Raw genomic sequence first — 246 nt, forward strand, 5'->3', positions numbered from 1 at the left:
GGTGGGTGGCTCGGGTTCACAATCGGTGCTCTATGCCACGACGCTGGCCTGTTTAGTCGCCTACTCTATGATGTTGTTCAGTAAGCGCTTTAAGCATCAGCAGCTGGTTGATATTGGCTTTAAAGGCATGAGCGAGTTACTGCCGCTGGTGACGATAGTACTGTTATCACTGGCGCTTGGCAGCAGCCTTAAACTGCTGGGTACCGGTACTTTTATTGCCTCTATCGTCAATGACAGCTTGCCGCT

General features: G+C 51.2%; 1 protein-coding gene. It reads left to right on the top strand.

Annotation, left to right across the window (positions count from 1 at the left end):
- A partial coding sequence (locus R0J87_RS23385; RefSeq protein ID WP_498889365.1) for a hypothetical protein occupies positions 1-246 on the top strand: 246 nt, incomplete at both ends.

It is taken from the genome of Halomonas sp. SIMBA_159 (assembly GCF_046536035.1).
Classification (GTDB): Bacteria; Pseudomonadota; Gammaproteobacteria; order Pseudomonadales; family Halomonadaceae; genus Vreelandella; species Vreelandella venusta_A.